Annotated in this window: 19 protein-coding genes; 3 read left to right on the plus strand and 16 right to left on the minus strand. The window is 64.8% G+C overall.

The window, feature by feature from the left end:
* From fliP to motA, 16 genes are all read right to left on the minus strand, one after another.
* Positions 1 to 741, minus strand: coding sequence for a flagellar type III secretion system pore protein FliP (gene fliP, locus ACE10W_RS32080; RefSeq protein ID WP_375762430.1), 741 nt, complete (start codon positions 739 to 741; stop codon positions 1 to 3).
* Entirely contained in the window at positions 738 to 1,181 is a 444-nt protein-coding gene (locus ACE10W_RS32085; protein ID WP_028175224.1) for a flagellar basal body-associated FliL family protein, read from the minus strand. Before ACE10W_RS32085 ends, fliP begins: the two co-directional genes overlap by 4 nt.
* A gap of 42 nt (positions 1,182 to 1,223) precedes the next feature.
* Positions 1,224 to 1,919, minus strand: coding sequence for a flagellar basal body L-ring protein FlgH (gene flgH / locus ACE10W_RS32090; RefSeq protein WP_011089607.1), 696 nt, complete (start codon positions 1,917 to 1,919; stop codon positions 1,224 to 1,226).
* Positions 1,920 to 2,687: a hypothetical protein gene (locus ACE10W_RS32095; protein ID WP_375762431.1), complete on the minus strand. Its 768-nt coding sequence runs from the start codon at positions 2,685 to 2,687 to the stop codon at positions 1,920 to 1,922.
* Between the two features lie 67 nt (positions 2,688 to 2,754).
* Complete coding sequence (gene flgI / locus ACE10W_RS32100; protein ID WP_028175222.1) at positions 2,755 to 3,885, minus strand: flagellar basal body P-ring protein FlgI; 1,131 nt, start codon at positions 3,883 to 3,885, stop codon at positions 2,755 to 2,757.
* Positions 3,882 to 4,358, minus strand: a complete 477-nt coding sequence (flgA, locus tag ACE10W_RS32105) for a flagellar basal body P-ring formation chaperone FlgA (RefSeq protein WP_161533556.1) — start codon at positions 4,356 to 4,358, stop codon at positions 3,882 to 3,884. The genes flgI and flgA overlap by 4 nt, the downstream gene beginning before the upstream one ends.
* Before the next feature lie 13 nt (positions 4,359 to 4,371).
* Positions 4,372 to 5,160 carry a flagellar basal-body rod protein FlgG gene (gene flgG, locus ACE10W_RS32110; protein WP_011089611.1) on the minus strand — a complete coding sequence of 263 codons (789 nt, stop codon included), beginning with the start codon at positions 5,158 to 5,160 and terminating at the stop codon, positions 4,372 to 4,374.
* A 17-nt stretch (positions 5,161 to 5,177) separates the two neighbouring features.
* Positions 5,178 to 5,507, minus strand: coding sequence for a flagellar hook-basal body complex protein FliE (locus ACE10W_RS32115; RefSeq protein ID WP_011089612.1), 330 nt, complete (start codon positions 5,505 to 5,507; stop codon positions 5,178 to 5,180).
* 2 nt (positions 5,508 to 5,509) lie between these two features.
* A complete protein-coding gene (gene flgC, locus ACE10W_RS32120; RefSeq protein ID WP_011089613.1) occupies positions 5,510 to 5,926 on the minus strand; it encodes a flagellar basal body rod protein FlgC in 417 nt (138 codons plus the stop codon).
* Between the two features lie 11 nt (positions 5,927 to 5,937).
* The gene (flgB, locus tag ACE10W_RS32125) at positions 5,938 to 6,339 is read right to left on the minus strand and encodes a flagellar basal body rod protein FlgB (RefSeq protein WP_011089614.1); all 402 of its coding nucleotides are present in this window, start codon (positions 6,337 to 6,339) and stop codon (positions 5,938 to 5,940) included.
* 65 nt (positions 6,340 to 6,404) lie between these two features.
* Positions 6,405 to 7,490 (minus strand): flagellar biosynthesis protein FlhB, encoded by a 1,086-nt coding sequence (gene flhB, locus ACE10W_RS32130; protein ID WP_011089615.1) that lies wholly within the window; start codon positions 7,488 to 7,490, stop codon positions 6,405 to 6,407.
* Between the two features lie 13 nt (positions 7,491 to 7,503).
* Entirely contained in the window at positions 7,504 to 8,544 is a 1,041-nt protein-coding gene (locus ACE10W_RS32135; RefSeq protein WP_011089616.1) for a flagellar motor switch protein FliG, read from the minus strand.
* 2 nt (positions 8,545 to 8,546) lie between these two features.
* Entirely contained in the window at positions 8,547 to 8,921 is a 375-nt protein-coding gene (gene fliN, locus ACE10W_RS32140; protein ID WP_011089617.1) for a flagellar motor switch protein FliN, read from the minus strand.
* Between the two features lie 76 nt (positions 8,922 to 8,997).
* On the minus strand, positions 8,998 to 9,312 hold the full coding sequence (locus ACE10W_RS32145; RefSeq protein WP_011089618.1) for a hypothetical protein: 315 nt from the start codon (positions 9,310 to 9,312) through the stop codon (positions 8,998 to 9,000).
* Positions 9,293 to 10,234, minus strand: a complete 942-nt coding sequence (locus ACE10W_RS32150) for a flagellar motor switch protein FliM (RefSeq protein ID WP_011089619.1) — start codon at positions 10,232 to 10,234, stop codon at positions 9,293 to 9,295. Before ACE10W_RS32150 ends, ACE10W_RS32145 begins: the two co-directional genes overlap by 20 nt.
* Positions 10,231 to 11,127: a flagellar motor stator protein MotA gene (motA, locus tag ACE10W_RS32155; protein WP_028175216.1), complete on the minus strand. Its 897-nt coding sequence runs from the start codon at positions 11,125 to 11,127 to the stop codon at positions 10,231 to 10,233. The genes ACE10W_RS32150 and motA overlap by 4 nt, the downstream gene beginning before the upstream one ends.
* 142 nt (positions 11,128 to 11,269) lie before the next feature.
* On the opposite strand from motA, the gene ACE10W_RS32160 reads away from it, so the two are divergent.
* From ACE10W_RS32160 to fliI, 3 genes are read left to right on the plus strand one after another with little or no spacing between them, the layout of a single operon-like run.
* A complete protein-coding gene (locus ACE10W_RS32160; protein ID WP_028175215.1) occupies positions 11,270 to 12,058 on the plus strand; it encodes a DUF1217 domain-containing protein in 789 nt (262 codons plus the stop codon).
* A gap of 3 nt (positions 12,059 to 12,061) precedes the next feature.
* Positions 12,062 to 12,790: a flagellar basal-body rod protein FlgF gene (flgF, locus tag ACE10W_RS32165; protein ID WP_011089622.1), complete on the plus strand. Its 729-nt coding sequence runs from the start codon at positions 12,062 to 12,064 to the stop codon at positions 12,788 to 12,790.
* Between the two features lie 36 nt (positions 12,791 to 12,826).
* Positions 12,827 to 14,152 carry a flagellar protein export ATPase FliI gene (fliI, locus tag ACE10W_RS32170; protein ID WP_011089623.1) on the plus strand — a complete coding sequence of 442 codons (1,326 nt, stop codon included), beginning with the start codon at positions 12,827 to 12,829 and terminating at the stop codon, positions 14,150 to 14,152.
* Positions 14,153 to 14,989: the final 837 nt, after the last annotated feature.

The raw sequence follows: 14,989 nt of genomic DNA on the forward strand, positions 1-14,989 counted from the left end.
CTACGAGAACGACCGCACCAGTCCGGAGGCCAGCAGGTTCCAGCCGTCGATCAGCACGAAGAACAGCATCTTGAACGGCAGCGCGAGGATCGTCGGCGGCATCATCATCATGCCCATCGACATGGTCAGCGTCGCCACGATCATGTCGATCACGAGGAACGGCAGCATGATGAGGAATCCGATCTCGAACGAACGCCTGAGCTCGGAGATCATGAAGGCCGGAATGATGACGCGCAAATCGATGCGCTTGTCGTCGAACTTCTTGCGAAAGCTCTCCGCGGCGAGCGCCTCGAAGGTCTGGAGATCCTTGTCGCGAACGTGCGCCAGCATGAACTCGCGGAACGGATCGGTGATCTTCAGATAAGCCTCTTCCTCCGAGATCTCGTTCTTCATGAGAGGCTGGACGCCGGTCTCCCAGGCGCGGTCGAAGGTCGGCGCCATCACGTAGAACGTCATGAACAGCGCGAGGCTGACCAGCACCAGATTGGCCGGCGTGGTCTGGAGGCCGAGACCGGAGCGCAGGAACGACAGCGCCACCGCAAACCGCGTGAAGCTCGTCACCATGATGAGCAGTCCCGGCGCCACCGACAGCACCGTGATCAGCGCCATCAGCTGGATGATGCGGCCGCTGGTCGAGCCGTTGCCGGGCGGCAGCAGGGAGTTGAGGTCCGGAATCTGGGCGAACGCCATTTCGGGCAGCACCGCCATAATCAACGCGAGCAGCAGGACTCTCAATTTCACTGAATCACCAACGTCTCAATGATCAATTCGCGGACCTTGCCCGACGAGCGGACATTGGCGCGCTCGGCGAGGTCATCGCGCAGATGCTGGAGCCCGCGCGATCCCTCGAACTGCGCAGCCGAGGCCGACCGCAGATAGGTGACGATGTCTTCGCTGATATGGGCGGCCAGGATGCCGGCGTCCTCGTCGCTCATGCTGTCGGTCACCATGGAGGCCTCGACACGGGCCCAGTTGTTGGCCGGCGCGGCGAGATTGGTCACGATCGGGGACAGTTTTCGAAGCCGCGCGCTGCCGGCGTAGCTCGACGCGAGCGGCGGCGGCGTAGGGCTCTTCTTCGCGTCGGCGACGCGCTCGGCGGCTGCAAACAGATGCAGGCCGGCAAGGGCGCCGGCACCGATCGCGACCAGGGTCAGCGCCACGATGGCGGCAATCAGGCGCATCACGTCCCCTGCCCTCGCGACGCGGCCCGAGGGCTGCGAACCTCAGAACGGTGCCACGGCGTCATAGATCCGATGTCCCCATCCAGGCTGCTGCACATCCGACAGATTTCCCTGACCACCATAGGACACGCGCGCCTCCGCGATCTTTTCGTAGGAAATCGTGTTGGTTCGCGAGATATCGCGCGGACGCACGATGCCGCCGACATTGAGCACGCGCATCTCGGTGTTGACGCGGAACTCCTGCGAGCCGCTGATCATCATATTGCCGTTCGGCAACACGTCGGTGACGATGGCGGCGATGGACAGCTTGATGTCCTCCGTGCGATCGATCTGGCCGTTGCCCTTGATCTGGGTGTTGGTGCTGAGGTTGGCGGTGGTTTGCCCCTTGTCGGCCCATCCTGCGACGTCCATCAGCCAGTCGAGCCCGAACTTGATCTGCGAATCGCGCGAGCGGCCGGTCTTGTTGTCGAGCTTGGCCTTGTCCTGCATCGAGATGATCACCGTCACGACGTCGCCGGTGCGCCGGGCGCGGGGATCGCGGTAGAGATCGGTGCCGTCGTCCCAGGTCGAGCGATAGCTGACCGGCGTGCGCATGCGCGGCGTCACCGGGATCGGGTCAGCCTGCGTCCTCAGGCCGCTTCCGACCGGCGACAAGCGCGGGCCGGTCAGGGCGTCCGCCGGATCACCGACGCATCCGGTAAGCATCAAGAGCGGCAGGATGAGGATCAGATTCTTCATCTATTTGGTCTTTCCGTCATCCACGCGGCGCATTCCGCCGAGCAAATCGGCGAGGTGCGCGGCGCGTGCCGTATCCATCTCGTTGAAGATCGCGCTCGAGCTCCTCGGGCTGAGCTTGGCGAGCACGGCGGCGGCGGTCTCGTCCGCCATGCCGGCGATCTGGGTGGCCGCAGCGTCCGGCTTCATGCGCGAGTAGATCTCGACGACCTGGGCCTCGGCCTTCTTCAGGAAGTCGTCGCGTAGCGCCATCCACTTCTCGTATTCGGCGCGCTTGGCCTCGACCTCGGCGATCCGCTCGCGGAGCTGGGTCTCGGCCTTCTCCAGCTCCTTGAGCTGCCAGGCCAATCTCGCATCGACGGCGGGATCCGCCACGTTGCTGCAGAACAGCGCTACCTCGTTGTCCGCGGTCGCAGCGGCCTGCGGCGGTGCGGGCTTTGGCGGCGCCGTGACACTGCCGGGCTTGGCCGGACGTACCGGCGCGGGTGCGGGCGCTGGCGCCGGCGCGGGCGTCTCGGAAGCCGGCACCGCGCCGGTGATCGCCGGTCCGGTATCTTCGGCCGCCCACGCCGTCGCCCGGATGGACGCATTGTCGCCCGGGATCGGCGTGCGCGGCTTCTGCGGTCCGGGCGCGCGGGCGCGCGCGAAGGAAAGCAGGTTGAGCGGCTTCGACGACCTGGCCTCATCCAGCGCCAGCACGGGCGAAGCGCTCGCAAGCGCCGCGGCCGCGGCCAGGAGGAGGAGTTTGGCTTTGTGATCCAGCTTCAACATCGGGCCGCGTGCGATTCTCGGTCGAGACCTGAGCATTGAGCGACCAAGCTTGCACGACGCTTATGCGTCATTGGACGATGACATCGGCCTGGAGCGCGCCGGCCGTCTTGATCGCCTGGAGGATCGCGATGATGCCTGACGGCTTGAGGCCGATCTGGTTCAATCCGCGCACCAGGCGCTGGAGATCGACGCCGCTCAGGATCGCCACCTGCGATCCGGCCTCGTTGGCCTCGACCACGGTCTGGGGAACCACCACCGTCTGCCCGCGCGAGAACGGCGCCGGCTGCGACACCACGGGCATCTCCGTGACGCGGACGGTCAGATTGCCGTGCGTCACCGCAACCGTCGATATCCGCACGTCCCGTCCGATCACCACCGTGCCGGTGCGCTCGTTGATCACCACCCGCGCCGGCGTGTCCGGCTCGACCGTCAGCTCGCCGATTTCGGCGAGGAAGCGGACCGGGCCGATATGGCGCGGCTTCGACAAGACGATGGTGCGGTAGTCGCGCTCGAAGGCGATCTGCGCGCGATAGCGGCCGCCGGCGTAGCGGTTGATTGCATCGAGGATGCGCGTTGCGGTGACGAAGTCCGGGTTCTTGAGCTCAAGCACCAGGAATTCCATCTCATGGAGGCTTCCCTGCACCTCTCGCTCGACCAGCGCGCCGTTCGGAATGCGGCCCGCGGTCGGGGTGCCCTGGCTGACGTTCTGCGCCTGACCTCCCACGCTGTAGCCGGCGACCGTGACCGCGCCTTGTGCCACCGCATAGACCGCGCCATCCGCCGCGCGCAGCGACGTCATCACCAGCGTGCCGCCGAGCAGCGAGGTCGCATCGCCGAGCGACGACACGGTCACGTCCATCCGCTCGCCTGCCCCGATCGAAGGTTGCAGGTCCGCGGTCACCATCACAGCGGCGACGTTGCGCGTGCGCAGGGTGGTCGGGCGCGCGGGGTTGGTGGTGCTCGTGGTCTCGTTCCTGACGTTGATGCCCATGTTCTCGAGCATCGATTGCAGGGACTGCTCCGTGAACGGAGCATTGCGAAGCGTGTCGCCGGTGCCGTTCAGGCCGATGACGAGGCCGTAGCCGACGATCTGGTTTTCACGCAATCCCTTGATGTCCGCGATGTCCTTGATGCGGACGGCGGCCTGGGCGCTGGCCGCGGAAACGACAAGGATGAGCGCAAGCAGGAGCCTGGTCATGATCCGTCCACGACCTTGACGGTGCCGTCCGGCTGGACGACTCCCCTGATGATCACGCCGGTGTCGGTGTTTCGCACTGGAATCAGTGCGCCGGCGGCGCCCGATTGCATCGCCGAGCCGTAGGTGACGATCGACAGGCCGCTGTCCTCGACGACGACCTTGACCATGGCGCCGCGGGCGACGGTCCAAGGATCTTCCACCGAGTTGGTCGGGATGGGCTGGCCCGGCAGCAGCGCGCGCCGGGCCATGCGGCCGACCAGGATCTGGCGTCCTTCGATGAACTGGGCGACGCCGAGCAGGTTCGGCGCGAAGGCGCGCTCCGTGATCATGTCGTCCCGGATCAGCTCGCCGGCACGGATCGACACGGCCGGCACGGGAAGCCGCTTCTCCTCGGCTGCAGCGACGCGCGCCGAGACGAGAACCAGCAGCACGGCGGCCAACCCGCGCACGATCAGGCCCACCCTGTTCAACATGGACACACCGGAACTAGCGAAGGCCCTTCGATACGGTCGAGGCCATTTCATCCGAGGCCTGGATGACCTTGGCATTCATTTCGTAGGCGCGCTGCGCCGAGATCAGCTCGGTGATTTCCTTGACCGGATCGACGTTCGAGGCCTCGAGATATTTCTGGTTGATCTTGCCGTAGCCGGCATCGCCCGGCAGTCCGACAACCGGCGTGCCGGACGCCGTGGTCTCGCGATAGAGATTGCTGCCGAGCGGCTCGAGGCCCGCCTCGTTGGCGAAGTTGGCGAGGTTGAGCTGGCCGATCTGCCGCGGGTTCACTTCCGTGTCCAGCTTGGCGAACACCTGTCCGGTCTGGTTGACCGTGACCTCGACCGTCCCCTGCGGGATCGTGATCGCGGGATCCAGCAGGTAGCCGTCGGTGGTGACGAGTTGACTGTTGGCATTGGTGTTGAACGAGCCCGCGCGGGTGTATTGCACCTCGTTGTTCGGGCCCAGCACCTGGAACCAGCCGCGGCCGTTGATCGCGAGATCGTAGGGATTGCCGGTCTGGGTGAGCGCGCCCTGGATGTGCAGCTTGCGGATCGCCGCCGACTTGACGCCGAGGCCGAGATTGGCGCCTTCCGGAATCGGCGACGAGCCGTTGACGTTCGCGACGCCCTGCATCCGGTCCATCTGGTAGAACAGATCGGTGAACTCCGCGCGCGCCCGCTTGTACGACGTCGAGTTGATGTTGGCGATGTTGTTGGCGATGACTTCGATATTGGTCTGCTGGGCATTCATGCCCGTGGCCGCAATGGCAAGCGATTTCACAATGTGACTCCTTCAGATCAAATCGACATACGAACGACTTCTTGGTAGGCCTGCACGACCTTGTCGCGAACCGCGACCGCCGTCTGCAAGGCTTGCTCGGCCGACATCAGCGCCTCGACGACGCGCCGCGTCGATTCCTTGCCCTGCATCGCCGAGATCGACGCCGCCTCGCCCGCCTTCAGCGTGCCGATCGCGTCCGTCGTCACCTGTTTCATCACCGAATCGAAGCCGACGTCGCCGCCGGACTGGATCGCGGTCGGCGCCGCGGGCGCGATCGCCTGCGTCTCGGTTGCGCGGCTCGCCGCCTGGCCTGCGGAGATCGCCGTGGACGAAATTGCCTCAAGCATTGTCAGCTCCTCAGAAGGTCGATGGTCATGCCCAGCATCGACCTCACCTGTTTCACGACCTGGAGATTGGCTTCATAGGACCGGTTGACTTCCCGCATGTCGGCCATCTCGATCATCATGTTGACGTTCGGCAGCTTGACGTAGCCGGACTTGTCGGCGGCGGGATGCCCAGGATCGTACTCCACGCGGTACGGCGTGGTGTCGACGCCGACCTCCTTGACCTTCGCGAGCTGCGCGCCCGAGGCACGGTCCATCGCGGCATCGAAGGTGATCGTCTTGCGCTGATACGGATCGGCGCCGGCGGTCCGTCCCGTCGACGTCGCGTTGGCGAGGTTTTCCGAGACGATGCGCATGCGCGTCGACTGCGCTTCGAGCCCGGAGCTCGCAACCGTCAGGGAGGCGCTCAGTGAGTCCAGCATGTCAATTCACCTCAGGTCTTCACGCTCGACAGCAGCATGCGGTGGAACGACCGCACGACCGCCGAGTTCATCGAGTAGTCGCGATTGACGTCGTTGCCCTTGATCATCTCCTGCTCGAGACTGACGGAATTTCCGGAGTGAACCACGTCCCAGCTGTCCTTCTTGGAGGTCGCGCGCGTGTCGGTCTCGGTCGCGGAAAGCTGCATGTGCGTCGGTGACGTCGTCGCGAGCCTGACCGGCATTCCGTCGAGCACCTTGTTGAACGGCTCGACGTCGCGCGCCTTGAAGCCCGGCGTATTCGCGTTGGCGACGTTGGTGGCGATGGTCGACTGGCGGAGTTCGAGGTACCGCGCTTGCGACGATGCGAGTTCGAAGAGATAAAGCGGTCCCACGACAGTCCCATTCTGGTCCATTCGAGGAGAAGCCTAGGGCGTTAAGCTTTCGTCAAGCTGTTGGGCGAAGCACCATCCTCGGAAATCTACTGGACCTTCTCGGGCCGGGTCGTCTGCTTCGACTGCAGGAAGTAGATGATCTCGGCGACGGGCCGGAAGAATTCGGCCGGAATCACCTGATCGACCTGAACGGCCTCGTAGAGCGCGCGCGCCAGAACTTTGTTCTCGATCACGGGGATTCTATTCTTCTCCGCGACTTCGCGGATCTTCAGCGCGATCACGTCCATGCCCTTGGCCACCACGAGCGGCGCCGGGTTTTCCTCGCGGTTGTAGCGCAGTGCGATCGCAAAGTGCGTCGGGTTCGCGATCACCAGCGTCGCGCGCGATGCGGAGGCGATCATCCGCTGTCGCGAGCGGTCGCGCGCCAGCGAGCGCAGGCGCGCCTTGACCAGCGGGTCGCCTTCGGCCTGCTTGTGCTCGTCCTTGATCTCCTGCCGGGTCATGCGCAGCTCGCGCCGCCAGTGGAAGCGCGCCCAGGCGAGGTCGATCGCGACCAGGACGATGGTCGCGATACAGATCGCCGAGACGATCCGCATCGCGATGTTGAGGATCATCTCCGGCAGCGCGACGGGGTCGGTGTACATCGCCTCGAACGCCTTCGCTTCGGACGAGCGCAGCACGAAGGCGACGACGACGGTCACCGAGGCGAGCTTGAACAGCGACTTGGCGAACTCGACGAGGCCCTGCGTTCCGAACAGCCGGTTCCAGCCGCTCACCGGGGAGATTCGCGAAAGGTCCGGCATGATGCGTTGAAGCACCAGGTTGGGCGCGTTTTGCAGCAGCGACGATGCCAGCCCGAACACGAGCAAAACGACCAGCAGCGGCACCAAGAATCGCAGCGCCTCGAGTCCCACCACGGTGAGGAGGTTCTGCGCGTCCGCCCCGGTGGCGAGGGGGAAGCCCTCGGGATCGTCGAGGAGGCTCTTCAGGGTCGGCGTCAATTGCTGCACGCCCTGGCCGATCAGGAACATCTGGATGACCATCAGCGCCGCCATCGACGCGAAGATGGAAGCCTCCCGAGAGACCGGAATTTTGCCCTGTTCGAGCGAATCGCGGACTTTCTTCTCGGTCGGCTCTTCTGTCTTGCTCTCCTGATCGGTTGTTTCTGCCATGCCCGTTCAGCGGTCAGCGGAAGACCAGCTCATCCTCCTGCTCGGGGTTGAGCTCGATTTCGCCCTTCTCCGCGAGGTCGAGCGCGAGATCGGTGATCACGCGCCGGGCCTCCAGCACGTCGCGCTGGTTCGACGGTTCGCCGATCGCGAGCTCGTGCTCGACGACGCGGCGGACGCGCGATGCGACCGACGACAGGATCAGCTCGCGGAAGTTCTTGTCGGTCCCCTTCAGCGCGATGACGATGCGATCGGTCGGCACCTGATCGAAGATCATGGTGCGCGCCTTCGGCGTCAGGTGGATCACGTCGTCGAAGGTGAACAGCAGCTCCTTCAGCACTTCGGCCGATTTCGGCCGCTTCTCCGACAGGCTCTTCAGCATGTCCTCGATGTGGCCGCGCTCCATCTTGTTGATGATGTCGGCGACGCGGGCATAGGTGTCCGCGCCGAGGTTGCGGGCGAAGTTCAGCGTCAGGTCCTCGTGCAGCGTCTTCTCGAGAACCTTCATCGCGTCGTCGGCGATCGGCTTGAGGCTGAGCACGCGCCGCATCAATTCGTTGCGCAGGCTGGACGGCAACTGGCTCATCACCTTGGCGGCACAGGCCGGCTTGACCTTGGACAGGATGAGGGCCGCGGTCTGCGGATGCTCCTTGGACAGGTAGGTGGCCAGCGAATTTTCCGACACCGACGAGACACGATCCCACACCGACCGGCTCGAATTGCCGAGCAGGTCCGTCATGATCGCCGAGACCTGGTCGGCCGGTAGCACGTCGCCAAGCACGGCCTCGAGGCCGCCGAGCGTGCCGAGAATGTTGGCACCCATCGAGAACTGCTGGGCGAACTCCTCGACGATCCCCTCCAGCTCCTGCGCGGTGATCGGCCGCAGCTCGGCCGCGGCCTTGGTCACGATGCGGATATCCTGCGGCTCGAACTGCGCGAGCACGCTCGCGGCCGCCTGCCGGCCCATGGCCAGCAGGAGTGCCGCGACCTTCTCCGTTCCGCCCAGCGTGGCAACGCCTCGCTGCTTGATGGGAGCGATGCCGACCTGTGCCGCCATGGTCAGGTATCACCCTGCCCCAGCGGTCCAACGATCTCCGTGAGCGAGACACCGAAGCGGGAATTGTCCTCTTCGACGACGACCACTTCGCCGCGGGCGACGATACGGCCGTTGACGACGACGTCGACGGGCTCACCGACCCGGTGGTCGAGCGGAACCACCGCGCCGCGCCCGAGCTTCATCAGGTTCGCCACCGGGATGGTAGCCGAACCCAGCACCACCTGCATGGTGACGGGAATGCGCAGGATGGCATCGACATTGGCGAACTTGCCGCTCTCCTCCGCCGTGCGCGCGGCGATCTCGGCCAGCCGCTCCAGCGGAGACGTCTCGGTCTCTTCCGATGCAGATGCAGACTCATAGTCGAAGGATTGCGCCATTTGGTATCGCCTCTTGGTATTTCCGCTCCCGGAGCGCCACGGCGTTCCGGTCGTATCTGGTTCGCCGGCCCCGGCTTCAGTGCTTGTTCACGTCGGCGCCGCTCCCGGTCGCTGCGGACGCGAGCCCGCTCCTGGCGTCGAGCGCCGCGATCGCCTCGTGGGCCTGGTCGATCTTCGTGCTCAGCACGTTGGCGAGCCGTCCGAGATTTGCGGTCGAATCATGCGCCGCGGTGATAACCGTGTCGAAGGCGCCCGCCGTCTCGTGGACGATGGTCGAGAATTCGCCCTGGTAACTGCGCAGCCGCGCCAGCTCGCGGTGCATCCGCGTCACCCGCATGCTGGTGAAGGCAAGCGCAATCAGCAGCACCGCATCAACGAGATAGGATATCATCGACGAACTCCCGTTTCTGATCCACGGGATCTGCCACCTGCATGGCGTAATAGCCATCGAGCTGGCCGATCTGACACCAGAACAGCACCTGGTTGTTGCTTTCGAGACGGGCCAGCGTGCGCGGCGTGGCTTCGAGCTCGAGCACCTGCCCGACCTGGAACTTCACGACGTCGCCGAGGGTCACCATCTTCTCATCGAGCACCGCGCTCAACGTCACTTCGGTGCGGTGGACCTCGCTCTCCATCTGCTCGCGCCAGCGCGGATCGGACGCGCGGCCGTCGCTGACGACGACATGGGCGAGCTTCTGGCGCAGCGGGTTGAGCGCGGAGTGTGGAATGATGAGGAACATCTGGCCGCCGCGGTAGAGCGCCTGCAACATGATGTTCGCGCAGATCGACATGTTGCCGCTCCGCCCGATCGCCAGCGAGGCCATCGCGGTCTCGACCCGCTCGACACGGAAGGTGACGTTGGACGTGCCGGCGAAGGCGGATTGCAGCGCCTTGGCGAAGCGCTCGAACAGCGCCTGGACCAGGCGGATCTCGATGTTCGAGAACGAGCGCTCGACGTCGAGCGGCGGTTCGGCACCATCGGAACCGAACATCGCCTCGACCATCGTGAACACGAAATCGCGGTCGAGCATGATGATGATGCGGGAGTCCCACTGCTCGGCATAGAGCACGGCGGCGACCGCGTTGGCCTCGTAGTCCTTGATGATGTCGCCGACCCGATCATTGGTGATGCCGTTGACCGAGAAATAGCAGGGCGTTCCCGCCATCGGCTGGAGGCTGTCGGTGCAGGATGCCGCCATGCGATCGAAGATCACATTGAGCATCGGCATGCGTTCGATCGATATGCCGGCCGCGTCCAGCAGGTAGTTCGGCAACTGCTTCCGCTGATCGACCTCGACGTCTTCCATCGTCATGCGCGTGCCGCCTTCGGTTCAGCGTCAGCCACGACAGCCTTCGGACCCGCGATCGTCTCGTTCTCGACGACATCGATCGACGGACGCTCGCTGCTCGAGATCATCTTGCGGCCGTGCTCGACCGCGATCTGCGGCATGGCGCCGTTCATGAATGCCAGCAGCGTCTGCTTGACGATGATGTAGGGCCGGCACTTCTTCTCGCGCGTCATCTTAATCTTGATCGCGAAGGGCGAAATGATGCCGTAGGACAGAAAGATGCCGGCGAAGGTGCCGACCAGGGCGGCGCCGATGAAGCCGCCCAGCAACTTCGGCGACTGGTCGAGCGCGCCCATCGCCTTGATGACGCCGAGCACCGCGGCGACGATGCCGAGCGCCGGCAACGCCTCGGAGACCGTCACCAGCGAATGGTAGGGCGCCAGCTTGCCCTTCACGATTGTGTGGATCTCCTCGTCCATCAGCGCTTCGATCTCGTGCGTGCGCGCATTGCCCATGATGATGAGACGGACATAGTCGCAGATGAACTGGAGCAGCGACGGGTCACCGAGCACGCTCGGGAACGCCTTGAAGATCTCGGAGGACGCAGGGTCGTCGATATGCGCCTCGACCTCGTTGCGGCCCTTGCCCCGCAGCTCGCGCATCAGGGCATGCAGCGCCCCGAGCAGGTCGAGATAGTAGCGCTGGCCCGGCACCGCGCCGGTGATGGCCTGCATGCAGGCTACCCCGGTATCCACGACCGTCTTCCACGGGTTGGCCACGATGAAGGTGCCGACCGCGGTGCCCATGATGATCACGAACTCCCACGGCTGCATCAGCACGGCCAGATGCCCGCCCATGGCGGCAAATCCGCCAAGCAGCGCCGCCACCGTGATGAAAATCCCCACGAAACTGAGCAACGCGCCACTCCATCGCCGATCCCACCGGGAATATCTAGTCGGCGACGCTTGCGCGAAGCTGGCTTCCCGCTCGCCAGCCCCGCGCAAGCAATTCACGGCAGCTTGGGACGATGTCGCAATGGCGACCAGAGGGGCGCGGGTCATGCTATCCACGATCGCGGACTACACCAGATTGACCAAGGACCTGGGCAAGTCGATGACGCAGGTCGCGACCCAGCCGGATGTCAGCCGCGAGACCGATTACTTCCTCAGCCATATCGGCAACGTGAAGACGATCGACGACTTCCTGAAGGACTACCGCCTCTACACCTATGCCATGAAGGCCTATGGCCTCAGCGACATGACCTACGCCAAGGCGTTCATGCGCAAGGTGCTGACCGAGGGGGTCTCGAACAAGGACGCCTTCGCCAACAAGCTCACCGACGCCCGTTACCGGGAATTCGCCACCGCCTTCAATTTCGCCGCCCTCGGCGACAAGGCGACCCAGACCACCGCAGCCACGACCGGCACGGCCACCCAGTACGTCACGCAGACGATGGAGCAGAAGGCCGGCGACCAGAACGAGGGCCTGCGGCTGGCGCTCTATTTCACCCGCAAGGCGTCCACGATCACGAACGCCTACCAGATCCTCGCCGACAAGGCGCTGACCCAGGTCGTCCAGACCGCCATGGGCTGGTCGTCGACGATCAGCTCGTCCGACATCGATGCCCAGGCCAAGATGATCACGGACAAGATCGACCTCACCGATTTCCAGGACCCGACCAAGGTCACCAAGTTCGTGCAGCGCTTCGCGGCGATGTGGGACGCGACCCAGGCCCAGAGCGACAACTCGACCAACCCCGCGCTGGTCCTGATCGGCGGCGCGGCGACGTCGGCCAGCCTGGATACCGACATGCTCACGAAGCTTCAATCCATCCGGTTCGGGAAGTAAGTCATGCAATCGGCTCTCTATGTGGGATTGTCGGCGCAGGTCGCCCTCGAAAAGCGCCTCCAGACGATCGCCAACAACGTCGCCAACGTCAACACGGCGGCGTTCCGCACCGACGTGGTGAAGTTCGAGACCGTGCTGTCCAAGGCCGGCGCGAACCCGGTCGCGTTCTCCTCGCCCGGCGACAACATCATTTCGCGCGAGACCGGCAACATCACCGAGAGCGGCAATCCGCTCGACGTCGCCGTGGTCGGTCAGGGCTGGCTCGCCTTCGCCGGCCCGAACGGCACGGTCTATACGCGTGACGGCCGGCTCCAGATCGCCGCCAACGGCGACCTTCAGACGGTGGCCGGCTTCCCCGTCATCGATGCCGGCGGCGCGCAGATCACGCTCGACCCGAACGGCGGGCCGGTCTCGATCGCACGCAGCGGCGCGATCACCCAGGACAACAACGAGATCGGCACCATCGGCCTGTTCAACATTCCCACTGATGCCAATCTCGAGCGCTACGGCAATTCGGGCGTGACGCCCGACCGGCCTGCGACCGCCATCGCCGATTTCTCCCGCGACGGCTTCAAGCAAGGCTATGTCGAGGGCTCCGGCGCCAATCCGATGATGGAATTGACGAAGCTGATGGCGGCCTCGCGCGCCTTCGACGGCACCAATTCGATGATCGAGGGCACCGAGAGCTCGCTCCAGAACGCAATCCGGACGCTGGGCGAGCCCGGCAAGTAGAGTGCGCCCCGTGCGCAATGAGGGTGGACGGTTTCTTTGAACGCTCTTCGGCAACTCGAGTGGGCGCTGCTGGAGCTTCAGCAGAGCACTCCCCTGGCAAGCGTCAGCGGCGCGATCTCCGAGATCGCGCCGACGCATTTCCGTGTCTCCGGCCTGTCGCGCTTCGTCAGGCTTGGTGAACTCATCGGCGTCAACTCCGGCGGCAAGCCCCAGATCGGCGAGGTGGTGCGGATCGACAGCGAGGGCATCATCGCCAAGCCGTTCGACCGGCAATTTGCCGGCGGCCTCGGTTCCGTCGCCTACCGCATGCCGCCATTGTCTTTCGCGCCCGATCCGAGCTGGAAGGGCCGCGTCATCAACGCGCTCGGCGCCCCGCTGGACGGACAAGGTCCGCTGACGCCGGGATCGCGCGCCGTCTCGGCGGAGGCCGAGGCGCCCTCGGCCATGAAGCGCGCGCGCGTCCACAAGCCGCTGCGCACCGGCGTGCGCGTCATCGACCTGTTCGCCCCGATCTGCGCCGGCCAGCGCGTCGGCATCTTTGCCGGCTCCGGCGTCGGCAAATCGACGTTGCTCGCGATGCTTGCCCGCAGCCAGGGCTTCGACACCGTCGTGCTGGCGCTCGTCGGCGAGCGCGGCCGCGAAGTGCGCGAATTCATCGAGGACGTGCTGGGCGCCAATCGCAATCGTGCGGTCACCATCGTATCGACGGGCGACGAGAGCCCGATGATGCGGCGGCTGGCGCCGAAGACGGCCATGGCGGTAGCCGAATATTTCCGCGATCGGGGCGAATCGGTTCTGCTTGTGGTCGATTCGATCACCCGTTTCGCCCACGCCGCCCGCGAGGTCGCGCTCGCCGCCGGCGAGCCCGCGGTCGCGCGCGGCTACGCGCCGACGGTCTTCACGGACCTGCCGCGCCTTCTGGAGCGCGCCGGCCCCGGCGAGGAGGGATCCGGAACGATCACCGGAATTTTCTCCGTGCTGGTCGACGGCGACGATCACAACGAGCCGATCGCCGACACCATTCGCAGCACGCTCGACGGGCACATCGTGCTCTCCAGGCACATCGCCGACCAGGCGCGCTATCCGGCCGTGGACGTTCTGGCCTCGGTCTCCCGCCTCGCCCATAACGTCTGGGACCCCGAAGAGCGCGAATTGGTGAGCAAGCTGCGCACCATGATCGCCAAATACGAGGACACGCGCGATCTTCGCCTGATGGGCGGATACCAGTCGGGACGTGATTCGGGCCTCGACCAGGCGATCGACCTGGTTCCGAGAATCTACAGCGCAATGCGGCAAGACGCATCGGCTCAGCCGAGCGCAGATCCGTTCCGCGAGCTGAGGGACATGCTCAAGGGCGAGTAGCAGGTGAGACGGCGCACGACGCGCCCGCGATCTCGCCCTGCTCATTGTTTCTACAGTCGGTCGCGCATCCAGTCACGCGGCCGGCGCATGCCTCCCGTCACCGCCACCGCGACCCGTCGTGAGCGCATCAACCGTTCGGATGACTCATCGGGCGGCCGCGACGGAAGCGGAGACGGCTCCGCGAGCGGAACAACCGCCGCGTGTAATCCCTACAAGTTCTCTCGGCGATTCTCCGGACGCATTGCACAAGTTGTGGATGACTCATCAACGCGCATCAGCTTTTGTCATGCACAAGCTTCCATCAACTTGCATCAACGGCGGACAACGACGTGCCCTGCAATTAAACCGTCGTATACTTGCGGGCATGCTGCCCGTAGGACAACGTATTGCGTTCACTACCATGTGTCCCTAAGAGCGAGATTGTCTTGAACGTTACATTCGCCTGCAACGACATCCAGTCTCCGAGAGCGTCTCTACTTGATTTTGTTGAGAAGCTCATTCATCGTTTCGGTGGAATATCAAGAAACGTCTGCTTGTGACTTGAACTCAGGGGCTTCGGTTGAACAATTCCCGTCCATCGTCCGTTCGTGACGGCAACTTGGGCTCCCGTGCGACGACGACGCGATTGGCATGTCATCGGCGACGCGGCCTCTCGCTCCGGACGACGCGACGCACGCTGGTTCGGCTCGGGCGCGTTGCGGTCCGTGCCTTCGAGCAGGAATCGGGCACGACGTACTCATCGGGCATCTCCGGAGGTCTGACCTCTTTCGAATTAATCGCGAACCAGGGCGCAAGGCGGCTTCGGGACGCCGCAGACGAAGTTCCGGGGACGAGGTA

It is taken from the genome of Bradyrhizobium sp. B025, from assembly GCF_042257955.1.
Lineage (GTDB): Bacteria > Pseudomonadota > Alphaproteobacteria > Rhizobiales > Xanthobacteraceae > Bradyrhizobium > Bradyrhizobium diazoefficiens.

What these genes read in the sequence shown, in the direction of transcription:
- fliN (WP_011089617.1), bottom strand. Translation starts at nt 8,921, where the DNA reads ATGGCGCAATCCTTCGACTATGAGTCTGCATCTGCATCGGAAGAGACC.
- flgF (WP_011089622.1), top strand. Translation starts at nt 12,062, where the DNA reads ATGCAATCGGCTCTCTATGTGGGATTGTCGGCGCAGGTCGCCCTCGAA.
- flgH (WP_011089607.1), bottom strand. Translation starts at nt 1,919, where the DNA reads ATGAAGAATCTGATCCTCATCCTGCCGCTCTTGATGCTTACCGGATGC.
- ACE10W_RS32135 (WP_011089616.1), bottom strand. Translation starts at nt 8,544, where the DNA reads ATGGCGGCACAGGTCGGCATCGCTCCCATCAAGCAGCGAGGCGTTGCC.
- ACE10W_RS32095 (WP_375762431.1), bottom strand. Translation starts at nt 2,687, where the DNA reads ATGTTGAAGCTGGATCACAAAGCCAAACTCCTCCTCCTGGCCGCGGCC.
- flhB (WP_011089615.1), bottom strand. Translation starts at nt 7,490, where the DNA reads ATGGCAGAAACAACCGATCAGGAGAGCAAGACAGAAGAGCCGACCGAG.
- ACE10W_RS32150 (WP_011089619.1), bottom strand. Translation starts at nt 10,234, where the DNA reads ATGACGATGGAAGACGTCGAGGTCGATCAGCGGAAGCAGTTGCCGAAC.
- ACE10W_RS32160 (WP_028175215.1), top strand. Translation starts at nt 11,270, where the DNA reads ATGCTATCCACGATCGCGGACTACACCAGATTGACCAAGGACCTGGGC.
- ACE10W_RS32145 (WP_011089618.1), bottom strand. Translation starts at nt 9,312, where the DNA reads ATGATATCCTATCTCGTTGATGCGGTGCTGCTGATTGCGCTTGCCTTC.
- flgI (WP_028175222.1), bottom strand. Translation starts at nt 3,885, where the DNA reads ATGACCAGGCTCCTGCTTGCGCTCATCCTTGTCGTTTCCGCGGCCAGC.
- flgA (WP_161533556.1), bottom strand. Translation starts at nt 4,358, where the DNA reads ATGTTGAACAGGGTGGGCCTGATCGTGCGCGGGTTGGCCGCCGTGCTG.
- ACE10W_RS32115 (WP_011089612.1), bottom strand. Translation starts at nt 5,507, where the DNA reads ATGCTTGAGGCAATTTCGTCCACGGCGATCTCCGCAGGCCAGGCGGCG.
- flgC (WP_011089613.1), bottom strand. Translation starts at nt 5,926, where the DNA reads ATGCTGGACTCACTGAGCGCCTCCCTGACGGTTGCGAGCTCCGGGCTC.
- flgB (WP_011089614.1), bottom strand. Translation starts at nt 6,339, where the DNA reads ATGGACCAGAATGGGACTGTCGTGGGACCGCTTTATCTCTTCGAACTC.
- ACE10W_RS32085 (WP_028175224.1), bottom strand. Translation starts at nt 1,181, where the DNA reads ATGCGCCTGATTGCCGCCATCGTGGCGCTGACCCTGGTCGCGATCGGT.